The following is a 13,541-nucleotide window of genomic DNA, read 5'->3' as shown; positions in this document are numbered from 1 at the left end:
CGTCACGAGCGGGTCACCGTCCGAAGTAGGTCTTTTATCCCGCCGGATCTCGGGGGACGATGGTGATCGACGACACACGAGAGGCGGTGCGCCATGACGAGGCCGGAAGCGAGTTCGCCCGAGCAGATCATCGGCTCGCCCGAGGAAGCGGCGAGCGCCCGACGTGCGGAGGCGGAGGCCCGCCGTCGTCGTCTCGACAGCGAGGTCACGGTCCTCGAGACCTTCGAGCGCAACCTGACCCGCCAGATCCACGAGAAGCAGGCGGGGGCCCGGGGCGACTACGTCCGCGAGCTCATCCAGCGCCGGATCTCGGTGCGGGCCCGGCTCGAGGAGATGCACATGCGCCAGGTCCGCATGCGGGAGGACGTCGAACTGCTCGGCTGATCCGCTCACCCGAACGAGTGGTCGTCGAAAATCGGTCCGAACGCCGATGACGACACACGTCTCACTCGGGCGCAGGCTTCAGATCTCCACAGCGCGGCCGGTGGGCCGGACCGTGGGCGGATCCCGAGGATCTACGGAGGCGCGCCCCACGCTCGGCCCAGCACCTGCCGCGGTGCGTGGTCGGTGCGTGATCGACGTCGCCGCCGACACCGTCGTGATCGGGCTGTTACACAGGGCGTGCTCTTCGGACACGGAGAGCGACCCGAGATTCGGAGTCGGGCCTAGCGACTCCGGATCGAAACGACGGATGGAGATCCTTCGTGGCGATCAACTTCAGTGACCTCGACGCCCTGACCGGCGAGGTCCTGCCGGAGCGCACCGTGCTGTCCACCGTGTCGACCCCCTTCAACAACGCGGGCGGCTCGGACAGCAGCCACGGCGCCGCCGGCATCAACGGTCAGCAGGGCGAGGTCAGCCACGGCACGCCGGGCCTCCTCGGCTCGCTGGGCCTCGGCTCGGAGAACCCCCACTCCGACCTGTCCTCGACGCCGGGTGCCTTCGGCACCTCCTGAGGTCGTCCCTAGGGAGCGACGACCGCGTCGCTCCCGATGGCCGGAGTCCGGCCCCCGACGTGCGGGTGCACCCATGCGTGCCACCCGCCGTCCGGGGGCCGGGCCCGGCCGGCCCTCCCGCTCGCGCCGACCGGCAGCCGGGCACGAGTCCTCATGTCAGGAGACACGTCCATGGGCCGACCCGCCCTCTCCGACCTCGACGCGCTGGACGGCGAGGTGCTCCCGGAGCGCACCGTCCTGTCGACGGTGTCCAGCCCCTTCCACGGCGCCTCCCCGGCCGCGCCCTCGTCCGGCTCGGGTCACGGCACCACCGTGGTGAACTCCTGCCAGACCACGACCAGCCACGGCACACCGGGCCTGCTCGGCTCGCTGGGCCTCGGGTCGGAGCAGCCGCACACCACGACGACGTGCACACCGAGCACCGTCGTCACGCGGTAGCAGCACGCGCGAGCCGACGGGTCGGGGAGGAGCGGGGCCTAGCCGTTCCTCCGCCGGCCCGTCGTGCCGTGATTCCTACCCCATGACCCGCCGTGGGCGTCCGCGCCCCGCGGGCGGATTCGCGGCGACCCCGTTCCGGTGATGCGGGCGCACGACGGGGCACCCGTACGCGCCGCCACCGTGACCCTCGGCGAAAGGGCACCCCTCGATGTGCGCGCCGACGCGCCCCGCACCGGACACCGCGGGCCCGGACACCGACGTCCTGGTGGCCGTCGACGACCCCGGACCGTCCTGGCACTCGGAGGCCCTCACCGCCGAACTGCCCACCCAGCTGCCCGCGCCGCGCCTCGTCGAGGGGACGCGGATGCTCGGGCCGTTCGAGGGCTCCGGCTACGTCGACCCACCGCATCTCGTCGCCCGCGCCGACGGGCAGCTGGTCCGGCTGCCCCCGCTGCTGCACGCCCTGGTCGCGCTGCTCGCGCACGACGTGTCGGCGCGCCCCCGCCGTCGTCGGCGCCGCGTGCGCGCGGGCACCGGGACGCCCGACGCCGGGCTCGCCGGGCTGCGTCCGCCGGCCCGCGGCTACCGCACGGTCGACGAGGTCGCCGCGGCACTCTCCCGTGCCACCGGCGACGAGTACGCCGCCGAGCACATCGTGTTCCTCCTCGACCGCAAGCTCGCCCCGCTCGGCCTCGCGCACGCGAGCGACGGGAGCGCGCCCGACGTCGAGCGCCGCCCGCCGTGGCTCTCGCTGCGCCTGCGCACCACCCTGCTCTCGCCGGAGTGGTCCTCGCGGGTCGGCGGCGCCTTCGCCTGGATGTTCGCGGTCCCCGTGGTGGTGGCCGTGCTCGTGGCGTTCGCGCTCGCCCAGGCCTGGGTGTTCACCAGCGCGGACACCACCGGCGCGCTGACCACGACGATGCTCGACCCGGTCGGCGTGCTCACCGTGCTGCTGCTCGCGATCGGCTCGGCCGCGTTCCACGAGACCGGGCACGCCGCGGCCTGCCGCTTCGGCGGCGTCGCCCCCGGGGGCATGGGCGCCGGGATCTACCTGGTGTGGCCCGCCTTCTACACCGACATCACCGCCACCTACCAGCTCGGGCGGGCCGGCCGGATCCGCGCCGACCTGGGCGGGGTCTACTTCAACGCCGTCGTCGTGCTCGGCCTGGTCGCCGGGTACCTCGCGACCGGCTGGCCGCCGCTGTTGGTGGCCGTGATCGCGGCGAACCTCGAGATCATGCAGCAGCTGCTGCCCTCGCTGCGCTTCGACGGCTACTACATCGTCTCCGACCTCGCCGGGGTCCCGGACCTGTTCAAGTACATCGGGCCGATCGTGCGTCGCCACCTGCTGCGCCGTCCGGTCGAGCCGCGGCTCGAGGAGCTCCGGCCCTGGCCGCAGCGGCTGGTCGCGGTGTGGGTGATGTGCGTGGTGCCCGCGCTCGCGATCCAGCTCGGGTTCGTCGTGGCCCACCTGCCCGACATCGTCACCTCGGGCCTGGACGAGGCCCGGGGGCTCGTCGCGCGGGCGTCGGTCTCGGCGCACCCGGTGCTGGACTGGCTCTCCACCGGTATCCGGCTGCTCTTCCTCGCGCTCCCGGTGGTCGGGCTCTGCTACCTGCTCTGGACCCTCGCCCGTGGCCTGGCGCGGCTGATCGTGTCCCGGCTCCGGCGCCCGGCGGCGTCGGCCCGCCACCGGTCCGCCGCCACGGTCTAGGAACCGCCGGCCGGCGCCGTCGCCACCGGAGCGGCGTCGGCGGCCGTCTCCGACCGGAGCGCGGCCTCGACCATCGCCGTGAGGACCGGCGCGGCCGTGGCCGGCGTGGTGTGCGCCGCGCTGCGCGGCGTCGAGTTCATCAGTCCGAACGCAGCGTGCGCGGCGATGCGCACCTCGTCCGTGGAGCGCTCGGGGCCCGAGCGGGCGATCGCGTCCTCCCAGACCTCCACGTAGGCGCGCTGCAGCGCCCGGACCCGACGACGGGCGTCGTCGGGGAGGTTCGCCAGGTCGCGATCCTGCACCGAGATCAGCTCCGGGCGGTGCAGGGCGAAGTCCACGTGGAAGGCGACGAGTGCCGTGAGGCGGTCGGTCGGGGCCGGATGGGTGTCGGCGAGCCGGCGCCCGCCGTCGAGCAGGTACTCGCTGATGCCCACGAGCATCTCGACGAGCAGGCCCTCCTTCGAGGGGAAGTGCCGGTAGATCGCCGGCCCGCTCACGCCGGCGGCCGACCCGATCCCGTCGATCGAGGTGCCGTGGAAGCCGTGGCGGGCGAACAGGCGCGAGGCCTCCACGAGGATCTGCTCGCGTCGTCGGGTGGGCGCGGAGCCCGGCCCCGACCAGGTGTCGATCGTCGCCACGCTTCCCGGTTCCACGCTCGCAGCCTACGGCCCTTGCGGCGTCGTGTGAACGCCCGCTAACGTCTGGTGTTAGTCAACGTTAACGGACGGGGAGGTCAGTGGTGACCCTGGCGGACGCGGGAGCGCCCTCGGTCGGTCACGGTGCCGGCGGCAACGCGGCGGCGCACCGGGAACTGGTCGACGACCTGCGGACGCGGCTGGCGACGGTGCGCCTCGGCGGCCCGGACCGTAGCCGCGCGCGGCACGTGGAGCGGGGCAAGCTGCTCCCGCGGGACCGGGTGGACGCGCTGCTCGACCCGTCGTCGCCGTTCCTGGAGCTCTCGCCGCTGGCGGCGTTCGGGATGTACGACGACGCGGCACCCGGCGCCGGCATCATCACCGGCGTCGGGCGGATCGCGGGGCGGACCTGCGTCGTCGTCGCCAACGACGCCACCGTCAAGGGCGGGACCTACTACCCGATGACGGTGAAGAAGCACCTGCGCGCGCAGGAGGTGGCGCTGCAGAACAGGCTCCCCTGCGTCTACCTCGTCGACTCCGGCGGCGCGTTCCTGCCGCAGCAGGACCAGGTCTTCCCCGACCGGGAGCACTTCGGCCGGATCTTCTACAACCAGGCGACGATGTCCGCGGCCGGCATCCCGCAGATCGCGGCGGTGCTCGGCTCCTGCACCGCCGGCGGCGCCTACGTGCCGGCGATGAGCGACGAGGCGGTGATCGTCCGCAACCAGGGGACGATCTTCCTCGGCGGCCCGCCCCTGGTGAAGGCCGCGACGGGTGAGGAGGTCACCGCCGAGGAGCTCGGCGGGGGAGACCTGCACGCCCGTACCTCCGGCGTCGTCGACCACCTCGCCGAGGACGACGCCGATGCGCTCTCGACGGTGCGCGACATCGTCGACACCCTGCCGGCGGATCCGAGTCCGCCGTGGGAGCGCCGCGACTCGGTGCCGCCCACGGCCGACCCGGCGGAGCTCTACGACGTCGTGCCGGTCGACGGCCGGTCGGCGTACGACGTCCGCGAGGTGATCTCTCGGCTCGTCGACGGCTCGAAGCTCACCGAGTTCAAGCCCGACTACGGAACCACGCTGGTCACCGGGTTCGCCCGGCTGCACGGGCACCCGGTGGGAATCGTCGCGAACAACGGCGTGCTCTTCCGGGAGTCGGCGCTCAAGGGTGCGCACTTCGTCGAGCTGTGCGACCAGCGCGGCATCCCGCTGGTGTTCCTGCAGAACATCACCGGGTTCATGGTCGGCCGTGAGTACGAGGCCGGCGGCATCGCCAAGGACGGCGCGAAGATGGTCACCGCGGTCGCGACGACACGGGTGCCGAAGCTGACCGTGGTGATCGGCGGCTCGTACGGCGCCGGGAACTACGCGATGAGCGGCCGCGCGTATTCGCCCCGCTTCCTGTGGATGTGGCCGAACGCGCGGATCAGCGTGATGGGTGCGGAGCAGGCCGCGACCGTGCTCGGGACGGTCGGGTCGTCCGACGCCGAGGGCGTGCGCGACCAGTACGAGCACCAGGGCCACCCGTACTACTCGACGGCCCGGCTCTGGGACGACGGCGTGATCGACCCGGCCGACACCCGCACCGTGCTGGGCCTGGCCCTCTCGGCCTGCGCGCACGCGCCGCTCGACGACCCGCGCTTCGGCGTCTTCCGGATGTGAGGAGCACCGTGTTCTCCAGCGTGCTGATCGCCAACCGTGGCGAGATCGCGGTCCGCATCGCGTCGACCCTGCGCGCGCGGGGCCTGCGCAGCGTCGCGGTGTACACCGACGCCGACGCGGGCGCGCCGCATGTGGTCGGGCCGCAGGCCGCCGACGTCGCCGTGCGCGTCGACGACTACCTCGACGGTGCGGCCATCGTCGAGGCCGGACTGCGGGCCGGCGCCGAGGCCGTCCACCCCGGCTACGGCTTCCTCGCCGAGAACGCGGCGTTCGCCCGTGCGGTGACCGACGCGGGCCTGACCTGGGTCGGCCCGCCCGCCGCCGCGATCGAGATGATGGGCGACAAGATCTCCGCGAAGGCCGCCGTCGCTCCGGCGGGAGTGCCGCTCGTGCCCGGCTCGCACGAGAAGGGCCTCACCGACGCCGAGCTCGCCGATGCCGCCCGCGAGGTCGGCTTCCCGGTGATGCTCAAGCCCAGCGCGGGCGGGGGCGGCAAGGGGATGCACGTCGTCACCCGCGACGCCGACCTGGCCGACGCCATCGCCGCCGCCCGCCGCGAGGCCCGCGGATCGTTCGGCGACGACACGCTGCTGCTCGAGCGCTACGTCACCGACCCGCGCCACGTCGAGATCCAGGTCCTCGCCGACGCGCACGGCGCCGTCGTGCACCTCGGCGAGCGGGAGTGCTCGCTGCAGCGACGCCACCAGAAGGTCGTCGAGGAGGCCCCCTCGGCGGTGCTGGACGAGAAGCAGCGCGACGCGATGGGGCAGGCCGCGGTCGACGCGGCGAAGGCCTGCGGGTACGTCGGCGCGGGCACCGTCGAGTTCGTCACGAACGCCGACGCGAGCGAGTTCTACTTCCTCGAGATGAACACCCGGCTGCAGGTCGAGCACCCGGTCACCGAGGAGGTCGTCCGGGTCAGGGGCGCCCGGATCGACCTGGTCGCCGAGCAGCTGCGCGTGGCCGCGGGCGAGGCGCTCGGGTACGGCCAGGACGAGATCACGCTCGAGGGCCACGCGGTCGAGATCCGCCTCTACGCCGAGGACCCCGCGCGCGGCTTCCTACCCACCGGCGGACGGATCCTCGGGTTGGAGTGGCCGGCGCACGCCCGGGTGGACGCGGGCGTCGTCGAGGGCTCCGAGGTCGGCAGCGCCTACGACCCGATGCTCGCCAAGATCATCGCGCACGGCCCCGACCGCGCCGCCGCGCTCGACCGGCTCGACGCCGCCCTCGCCGCGACCACCGTGCTCGGCGTCGGCACCAACCTCGCCTGGCTGCGGACGCTGCTCGCCGACGACGACGTCCGCGCCGGTCGCCTCGACACCGGCCTCATCGGCCGGCTGTCGCCGCCGGATCCGCGGGTGCCCGACGACGTCGTGGTCGCCGCCGCCCTCGCCGGCCTGTTGCGCCTGCCCGACGCGGGTGAGTCGGGTGACCCGTTCGGTCGGCTCGGCGGCTGGCGGTTGGGCGGCGAGCCCGCGCCGGCGCGCTGGACGCTCGTCCCGGTCGGCGTCGAGAAGCCCGAGCCGATCGACGTCGCCGTCCGGGGTCGCGCCGACGACGCGACCGTCGCCCTGGATGCCGGAGACGCGGCGCAGCGAAGCTCGACCATCGATGCTGCCGAGCGCCTGCCCGCCTCCGCGCACCGCGACGCGACCGGCCTCGTCGTCACCCTCGACGGCGTCACCCGGCGCTACCGCACCGCCACCACCCCCGACGGCATCGCCTGGCTCGCCCGCGACGGCGCGGCCTGGGCACTGCGCGAGCAGACCCGGCTCGCCGCGGCAGGCAGCGCCGGACCCGGCGACGGCGCCGTCACCAGCCCGATGCCCGGCACCGTCACCGTCGTCGAGGTGGAACTGGACCAGCAGGTCGACGCCGGTCAGCGCCTCGTCGTCGTCGAGGCCATGAAGATGGAGCACGTGCTCACCGCGCCGGTGGCCGGCGTCGTCACGGACCTGCCCGCCAAGGCCGGGGCCACCGTCGCGCTCGACGCCCCCCTCGTCACCGTCACGCCCGAACCGGAGAAGTGATCATGCAGTTGTCGGAAGAGCACGAGGCCCTGCGCGCGACGGTCGAGGACTTCGCGCAGAAGGAGGTCGCGCCGGCGATCGCGGACTACTACATCCGCGAGGAGTTCCCGTACGACCTCGTCGCCACCATGGGCGAGATGGGCCTGTTCGGCCTGCCGGTGCCCGAGGAGTACGGCGGGATGGGCGGGGACTACGTCGCGCTGTGCGTCGCGCTGGAGGAACTCGGGCAGGTCGACCAGTCGGTGGCGATCACCCTCGAGGCCGGCGTCTCGCTCGGGATCATGCCGATCCAGCGGTTCGGGTCCGACGAGCAGAAGCAGCGCTGGCTCCCGGACCTCGCGGCGGGGAAGGCGCTCGGCGGGTTCGGCCTGACCGAGGCCGGCGGCGGGTCCGACGCGGGGGCCACTCGGACGACCGCGACCCAGGACGGCGGCGGCTGGGTGATCAACGGCTCGAAGGCGTTCATCACCAACTCCGGCACGCGGATCACCTCGCACGTCACTGTCACGGCGGTCACCGGGCGGTCCGGGGACAAGCGGGAGATCAGCGCCATCCTGGTGCCTTCGGGAACGGCGGGCTTCACCGTCGCGCCGAGCTACTCGAAGGTCGGCTGGAACGCCTCGGACACCCACGAGCTCGCGTTCTCCGACTGCCGTGTCCCGGAGGAGAACCTCGTCGGGCAGCGCGGCAAGGGGTACGGCCAGTTCCTGTCGATCCTGGACGAGGGCCGGGTCGCGATCGCGGCCCTGGCCACCGGCGCGGCCCAGGGCTGTGTGGACGAGTCGGTGCGCTACGCCCACGAGCGTCAGGCGTTCGGCGCGGCCATCGGGACCTATCAGGCGATCCAGTTCAAGATCGCCGAGATGGAGTCCCGGACCGTCGCCGCCCGGCTGGCCTGGCACGACGCCGCCGAGAAGATGGCCGCCGGGAAGTCGTTCACCAAGGAGGCGGCGATCGCGAAGCTGCTCTCGAGCAACGCCGCGATGGACAACGCCCGCGACGCCACCCAGATCTTCGGCGGCTACGGCTTCATGAACGAGTACCCGGTGGCCCGCCACTACCGCGACTCGAAGATCCTCGAGATCGGTGAGGGCACGAGCGAGGTGCAGAAGATGCTCATCGCGCGCCGGCTCGGCCTGTAGCTCCCGGCTCCCGCCCTCTGGGACGAACGACTCGTTCGTGGCGCCTATCGCGACGAACGAGTCGTTCGTCCCGTGCGGGGCGGAGCGGTGGCCGGCCGGCCGCCCGCTCGCCCGCCGCGCCCGCCCGGGGTAGCCCCGAAGGGCACGAACGGCACTTTCGTCACCTTCGAAGGTGACCAAAGTGCCGTTCGTTCCTTTCCGCAGGCCCGCCGCGCCCGCCAGCCCCGCAGGTCCGCCACTCACGGGACAGGCGCCGCCACCGGGGCGATGTCCGCCGACTCGGACAAGGTGCCCATCCGCGACGCCGAGGTGCTGCCGCGGCGCAGGTCGGCGCCGCGGCTCGCCCCGAGCAGGCCGATCTCGGGCATCGCGCCGTAGATCGTCTCCCACTGCCCCGCCGACACCCGGTAGGTCTCGTGGAAGATCCCGACGGAGTCCGGGTAGCGGCGGGCGGCGCGGTTGAACGCCCGCCAGGCCGGGAGGTGCTCGGCGTCGCCGCTCCGCGCGTAGGCGGTCAGCTGCTCGTACGAGCGCCAGTACTGGATGTAGGCCGGGCCGCCGAACAGCCAGCCGCCGTAGGCCTTGAGCAGCCCCAGCGAGGGGTCAGCTTCGAGCTCACGGATCATCCGCGGCATGGCCCGTGCCACCGGCAGCCAGGCGCGGACGTCCCGCCAGCGGTTGATGTGGGTGCCGATGACGAACACGACGAAGTCGCCCTCGATCTCCGCGCTACGGCGCACGTAAGGGCTCATGTTCGACCTCCGGGAGACCAGTTATGGATAGCTGTACTGTCCGATAAGCGGACAGTACTACTATCCGCAGGAGGATGTCGAGAGGGGAGCGCGGATGAGGGTCGGCGAGCTGAGCCGGCGCAGCGGCGTGAGCGTCGCGTCGATCAAGTACTACCTGCGGGAGGGCCTGCTCCCGCCCGGTGAGCGGACCGGCCCGAACCAGGCCGCGTACGACGACGGCCACGTCCGGCGGCTGCGGATGGTGCGGGCCCTGATCGACGTCGGCGGGCTGTCGGTGGCCGCCACGCGGGGGGTGCTCGCGGCGGTCGACGACCCCGAGGTGCCGCTGCACGAGGCCCTCGGGCGGGCCCAGGCGACGACCACACCGCGGCACGCCGAGGACGCCGACCCCGACGACGAGGCCCGCGCGGGCGCGGAGCAGGCGCTGGCGGACCTGGTGGCCGACCGCGGCTGGGCGGTCTCGCCGGCGAACCCGGCCTGGAGCACCGCCGTCGGGGTGATTGCCACGTACACCCGCCTCGGCGACGACGACCTGGCCCGCCAGCTCGGGCTCTACGCCGAGGCCATGGAGGGCGTCGCGCGCCGTGAGGTGGCCGCCGTCGTCGAGCGGGGCGACCGCGCGCGGACCGTCGAGGGCGCCGTCGTCGGGACCGTCCTCGGGGACACCCTGCTCGCGGCCCTGCGCCGCCTCGCCCAGGAGCACTGCTCGGTCCAGCTCCTCGGCGGACGGGCGGGTGCCGACACCGGGGATTAGCGTCGGGGATCATGAGCACCACCGAAGGAACCCGGCCGACCGTCGACTTCCCCTCCCGCATCGGCGTCTGGTGGTCCAGCGACTCCTGGACGATGGGCGCGGCCTGCGAGGTCGCCCGGGACATCGAGCAGATGGGCTACGGGTCGCTGTTCTACGGCGAGGCCTACGGCAAGGAGACCCTGACGCAGGCCGGGGCGTTCCTGAACGCGACCGAGCGCCTCGTCGTCGGGACCGGCATCGCGAACATCCACGCGCGCGACCCGATCGCCGCCGAGTCCGGGGCCCGGACCCTCACCTCGCTGCACCCCGGCCGCTTCGTGTTCGGGCTCGGCATCAGCCACGGCCCGCTGGTCGAGCGTGGCCGCGGCGGCACCTACTCCAAGCCGCTGGCGACGACCCGCGACTACCTGGAGCGCATGGACGCGCTGTCGGAGACCGTCGAGCCCGGCGCGCGACCGACCCGCCTGCTGGCCGCGCTCGGACCGAAGATGATCGAGCTCTCCGGGTCGGCGGCCGACGGCGCGCACCCGTACCTCGTGCTCCCGCAGCAGACCCGGGTCACCCGGGACGCGCTCGGGCCGGACAAGTGGGTGGTCCCGGAGCAGGCCGTGGCGCTCACCGGGGTGAACGGCTCGACCGAGGAGGACGCGCTGCGCCGCGCCCACAACCACCTCGAGATCTACTCAGGGCTCCCCAACTACCGGAACTCGTGGCTGCGCCAGGGATTCGAGGAGTCCGACCTGGTCCGCGGCGGCTCCGAGCGGCTGGCCCGCGCGCTCGTCGGTATCGGGGACGGGAAGACCGCCGCGGCGAGCCTGCACGCCCACCTCGACGCCGGCGCCGACCACGTGCTCGTCCAGGCCCTCGGCGACTCCCCGTTCGACGACCCGCGCCCGGCGCTGGAAGAGCTCGCACGCTCGCTCATGTGAACGAATGTGGTCGTCCTGGCGACCACATTCGTTCACCTGGGCCGGAGGTCCTTCCGGATCGGATGGTCCGGAGGGATCTCGACCAGCACGATCGCGCGGCCGTCCGGGTCCGCGATCCAGCACTCGATCAGGCCCCACGGCTCGGTGCGGGTGCTGCGGGTGACCGACACCCCGGCCGCGCGCAGCTCGGCCTCGGTCGCCGCGACGTCGCGGACCTGCACCCACACCGCGTCGGGGCCGACCGGAGCGTCCGAGGACGTCCCCGAGACCTCGAGGTAGCCGGTCCCGAGGAAGTAGACGACACCCCCGGGGAACTCGCGCGCGACCGCGAGCCCGAGGGTGCCCCCGTAGAACGCCCACGCCGCCTCGGGGTCGCGGGGACGGATGAGGATCCTGCTGCTGAGCACCTCCACGCGGGCGGTGCACCTCCTCGTGACGCGTTCGTCGGATCGGCCTGGCTCCGGGGTGCTTGGGCACCGGCGGCGGGGGCATCCTGACGTGCGTGACCGCCCGCGACCAGCCCGCCGCCCCGGCGCAGCCGCCGGATCAGCCCGACCCGAACCGCTGGCGCGCCCTGGTGGTGTGCCTCGTCGCGGGGTTCATGACCCTGCTCGACGTCAGCATCGTCAACGTCGCGCTCCCGCCGATGCAGCGCAGCCTCGGTGCGTCGTCGGCCGAGCTGTCCTGGGTGGTCTCGGGGTACGCGCTGACGTTCGGCCTGGTCCTCGTCGCGTCCGGTCGGCTCGGCGACGACCGCGGCCGCAAGAAGATGTTCCTCATCGCGCTGGCGCTGTTCATCCTGACCAGCGCGGTCGCAGGGCTGTCGGTGAACCCGACGATGCTCGTCGTCGCGCGCCTGCTGCAGGGCGTGGCCGGCGGCATGATGAATCCGCAGATCATCGGGGTCATCCAGCAGCTGTTCTCCGGCCGCGAGCGCGGGCGCGCGTTCGGGCTGTTCGGCGCGGCCATCGGCATCTCCACCGCGGTCGGCCCGCTGGCGGGCGGTCTGCTGCTGCAGTGCGGCGGTGACGCCGAGGGCTGGCGCTGGGTGTTCTACGTCAACGTCCCGATCGGCATCGTCGCCCTGGGGCTCGGGCTGCGGCTGCTGCCGCGCGACACCGTCGTCCCCGGCGGGCAGCGCCGACCCCTGGACCTCGTCGGCGCGGTCCTGCTCGGCGCCGCCGTCGTCTCGCTGATGCTGCCGCTGGTGCTCTCCGAACAGCAGGCGTCCTCCGCGCCGTGGTGGCTCGTCGGCGTCGCGGTGCTGCTCCTGCTGGTGTTCGTGGCATGGGAACGGCGGGCGAAGCAGACGCACGGCCACCCGCTGATCAACTTCGGCCTGTTGCGCACCCGCAGCTACGCGCTCGGCACCACGCTCGGCCTCGTCTACTTCGCGGGCTTCACATCGATCTTCTTCGTGCTCACGCTGTTCCTGCAGCAGGGCCGCGGGTTCACCCCGCTCGAGGCGGGCCTCGCCCTCACCCCGTTCGCGCTCGGGTCGGCGGCGTCCTCGGCGCTCGGCGGCCGGCTGATCTCGCGCATGGGCAAGCCGCTGGTCGTCGGCGGGCTGCTCGCGGTCGTCGTCGGGCTGGTCGCCACCGACATCGTGCTGCGGTTGGATCCGTCCAACGTGGGCTGGGCCATCGCCGGCCCGCTGCTCGTCGCCGGGATCGGCAGCGGCCTCGTCGTCGCGCCCAACCAGACCCTCGCCCTCGAGGAGGTGCCCGCCCGCGAGGGCGGCACGGCGGCCGGGGTGCTGCAGACTGGGCAGCGCGTCGGGTCGGCGATCGGGATCTCGGCGGTCGGCTCGGTCTTCTTCAGCTCCCTCGCGTCGAGCCACGGGAACTGGTCCTCGTCGATCAGCTCCGGGCTCGTCGTCACCGTCGGGCTCGTGGTCCTCGCCCTGATCGTGGGGATCGCCGACCTCGTCAGCGGGCGGATCGCGCGGCGCCGCAGCGCCCGGGCGGCGCTGACACCGGCGCCCGGCGGCCGCGCCCCGGCGTACGACGGCGGGTCGCGGGACGGGGTCCCGCACGACGGCTCGCAGGACGGGGTCCGAAGCGACGGCGGGTCCCAGGACGGGGTCCGAAGCGACGGCGGGTCCCAGGACGGGTTCCGGCGGGACGGGGTCCCACAGGACGGACTCGCGGCCGACGGGATCCCACACGACGGCGACGGCGTCTCCCCACCCGACGGCATCGGCCCGACCGTGGTGGGCCGGGTGGTGCGCTCCGAGGACGGCGAACCCGTCCCCGACGCCGTGCTCACCCTGGTGGACGAGGCGGGCCATCAGGCCGCCCGCACCGACGGCGCCGCGGACGGCACCTACCGACTCGTGGCGACGGCGCCGGGGATGTACCAACTGGTGGTCCGCGCGTCAGGGCGTCGACCCGACGTCGGGCGGATCACCCTGAGCCGACGACAGAGCGTGTGCGACGTGGTGCTCCATCCCAGCGCAACCGAGCACCTGCTGCCGGTGGTCGATTGAGTCTCACGCCGTCGGGGTACACCGACGACACCAGAC

The 13,541-nt window shown here is 73.4% G+C and carries 13 protein-coding genes; 10 read left to right on the top strand and 3 right to left on the bottom strand.

Going from position 1 to position 13,541, the window contains the following annotated elements; translation table 11 throughout:
- The first annotated feature begins 93 nt into the window (after positions 1-93).
- The 4 genes from LQ327_RS05075 (at position 94) to LQ327_RS05060 (ending at position 3,108) form a co-directional block, all read left to right on the top strand.
- Positions 94-384 (top strand): hypothetical protein, encoded by a 291-nt coding sequence (locus LQ327_RS05075; protein ID WP_230730429.1) that lies wholly within the window; start codon positions 94-96, stop codon positions 382-384.
- 320 nt (positions 385-704) lie between these two features.
- The gene (locus tag LQ327_RS05070; RefSeq protein WP_230730428.1) at positions 705-956 is read left to right on the top strand and encodes a hypothetical protein; all 252 of its coding nucleotides are present in this window, start codon (positions 705-707) and stop codon (positions 954-956) included.
- A gap of 171 nt (positions 957-1,127) precedes the next feature.
- The gene (locus tag LQ327_RS05065; protein ID WP_230730427.1) at positions 1,128-1,394 is read left to right on the top strand and encodes a hypothetical protein; all 267 of its coding nucleotides are present in this window, start codon (positions 1,128-1,130) and stop codon (positions 1,392-1,394) included.
- 208 nt (positions 1,395-1,602) lie between these two features.
- Positions 1,603-3,108 (top strand): hypothetical protein, encoded by a 1,506-nt coding sequence (locus LQ327_RS05060; RefSeq protein ID WP_230730426.1) that lies wholly within the window; start codon positions 1,603-1,605, stop codon positions 3,106-3,108.
- Here LQ327_RS05060 and LQ327_RS05055 read toward each other — a convergent pair.
- Positions 3,105-3,737 (bottom strand): TetR/AcrR family transcriptional regulator, encoded by a 633-nt coding sequence (locus LQ327_RS05055; protein ID WP_372460646.1) that lies wholly within the window; start codon positions 3,735-3,737, stop codon positions 3,105-3,107. The two genes, LQ327_RS05060 and LQ327_RS05055, sit on opposite strands and share 4 nt — an antisense overlap.
- Positions 3,738-3,853: 116 nt before the next feature.
- Here LQ327_RS05055 and LQ327_RS05050 point away from each other — a divergent pair, with 116 nt between their 5' ends.
- The 3 genes from LQ327_RS05050 to LQ327_RS05040 are packed head-to-tail and all read left to right on the top strand — an operon-like array spanning position 3,854 to position 8,582.
- A complete protein-coding gene (locus LQ327_RS05050; RefSeq protein WP_269069506.1) occupies positions 3,854-5,407 on the top strand; it encodes a carboxyl transferase domain-containing protein in 1,554 nt (517 codons plus the stop codon).
- A gap of 8 nt (positions 5,408-5,415) precedes the next feature.
- On the top strand, positions 5,416-7,440 hold the full coding sequence (locus tag LQ327_RS05045; protein WP_230730423.1) for an acetyl/propionyl/methylcrotonyl-CoA carboxylase subunit alpha: 2,025 nt from the start codon (positions 5,416-5,418) through the stop codon (positions 7,438-7,440).
- Between the two features lie 2 nt (positions 7,441-7,442).
- Complete coding sequence (locus tag LQ327_RS05040; protein WP_230730422.1) at positions 7,443-8,582, top strand: acyl-CoA dehydrogenase family protein; 1,140 nt, start codon at positions 7,443-7,445, stop codon at positions 8,580-8,582.
- 239 nt (positions 8,583-8,821) lie between these two features.
- On the opposite strand, the gene LQ327_RS05035 is transcribed toward LQ327_RS05040, so the two are convergent.
- On the bottom strand, positions 8,822-9,334 hold the full coding sequence (locus LQ327_RS05035) for a DUF4188 domain-containing protein (RefSeq protein WP_230730421.1): 513 nt from the start codon (positions 9,332-9,334) through the stop codon (positions 8,822-8,824).
- A gap of 94 nt (positions 9,335-9,428) precedes the next feature.
- Between LQ327_RS05035 and LQ327_RS05030 the strand changes: the two genes are divergently transcribed.
- Positions 9,429-10,088 carry a MerR family transcriptional regulator gene (locus LQ327_RS05030; protein WP_230730420.1) on the top strand — a complete coding sequence of 220 codons (660 nt, stop codon included), beginning with the start codon at positions 9,429-9,431 and terminating at the stop codon, positions 10,086-10,088.
- A gap of 11 nt (positions 10,089-10,099) precedes the next feature.
- A complete protein-coding gene (locus LQ327_RS05025) occupies positions 10,100-11,017 on the top strand; it encodes a TIGR03620 family F420-dependent LLM class oxidoreductase (protein WP_230730419.1) in 918 nt (305 codons plus the stop codon).
- A 32-nt stretch (positions 11,018-11,049) separates the two neighbouring features.
- On the opposite strand, the gene LQ327_RS05020 is transcribed toward LQ327_RS05025, so the two are convergent.
- Positions 11,050-11,430 (bottom strand): VOC family protein, encoded by a 381-nt coding sequence (locus tag LQ327_RS05020; RefSeq protein WP_230730418.1) that lies wholly within the window; start codon positions 11,428-11,430, stop codon positions 11,050-11,052.
- 89 nt (positions 11,431-11,519) lie between these two features.
- Here LQ327_RS05020 and LQ327_RS05015 point away from each other — a divergent pair, with 89 nt between their 5' ends.
- Entirely contained in the window at positions 11,520-13,505 is a 1,986-nt protein-coding gene (locus LQ327_RS05015; protein ID WP_230730417.1) for an MFS transporter, read from the top strand.
- The last annotated feature ends 36 nt before the right edge of the window (positions 13,506-13,541 follow it).

It is taken from the genome of Actinomycetospora endophytica (assembly GCF_021026375.1).
GTDB lineage: Bacteria > Actinomycetota > Actinomycetes > Mycobacteriales > Pseudonocardiaceae > Actinomycetospora > Actinomycetospora endophytica.
The sequence above is the reverse complement of the archived record's forward strand: the minus strand, read 5'-3'. Positions and strand labels throughout refer to the sequence as shown.